The organism is Arthrobacter sp. N199823 (assembly GCF_002929705.1).
Classification (GTDB): Bacteria; Actinomycetota; Actinomycetes; order Actinomycetales; family Micrococcaceae; genus Specibacter.
In genome coordinates, this window is the sequence record NZ_PJIN01000053.1 from 1 (window position 1) to 712 (window position 712).

The 712-nt window shown below is 59.6% G+C and carries 2 protein-coding genes; one reads left to right on the forward strand and one right to left on the reverse strand.

The annotated features are described in order from the left end of the window. Positions 1–330: helix-turn-helix domain-containing protein (locus tag CXQ93_RS20185; protein ID WP_146073309.1), on the reverse strand; the 330-nt coding region annotated here is incomplete at its 3' end. A gap of 175 nt (positions 331–505) precedes the next feature. Here CXQ93_RS20185 and CXQ93_RS20190 point away from each other — a divergent pair. After that, on the forward strand, positions 506–709 hold the full coding sequence (locus CXQ93_RS20190) for an AlpA family transcriptional regulator (RefSeq protein ID WP_104112174.1): 204 nt from the start codon (positions 506–508) through the stop codon (positions 707–709). The last annotated feature ends 3 nt before the right edge of the window (positions 710–712 follow it).

Genomic DNA, 712 nt, shown 5'->3' on the forward strand with positions numbered 1-712 from the left:
CATGCCTCCGGCGCTGGGGGTGTTGGCTGTCAGTTCCGAGATTTCAGGGCCAGACATGGCCAGGTGTTCCGTCACTTGAACCTCAGTGCCGGCCGCGGGGATAAGGAGGTCCGAAAAAGAGCAGTTCAGTAGCTTGCAGATAGCCAGCATGTCCGCGGCCACCCACGCTCTGCGCCCTGCCTCCGCCAGCGACACCGTTGCGACGGACCAGGGCGTTGGGAAGTAGGCCGCTGATGCCGCCCCCAAGTTTTCTTGCGTGAGGTTGGCCCGCTTCCGCAGGGCTCGCAGGTTCGTCCCGATCACCTGCTCAACACTTTTCATCTCGTCCATGCCAGACCCTTTGCCCCTGCCTACTCGCTCGATTCAGTGAATCCGTGAAGCTCCGTGAGCTAATTATGCATTGAAGTTGACACCCTCGCACAGGCGGTGCGAGGATTGTCAGGTCAACACATTTACATAAGTATCACACGTTTTGAGTTAGATCATTGAGTACAGGGGGTAGGTCTTGGCAGCATCACAGCTTGAACAGGAAGAGCCGTATCTCAGCCTCCAGCAGCTCGCGGAACGTCTGAACGTCTCCGTATCAACCGTCCGCAGCTGGCGTGCACATGGGCAGGGTCCCCGCGCAATGAAGCTCGGCCGGCAGGTTCGCTTCACGATCGACAGCGTGCGGGAGTGGGAGCAAGCACGGCTGGACCCGCCACGGTAGATC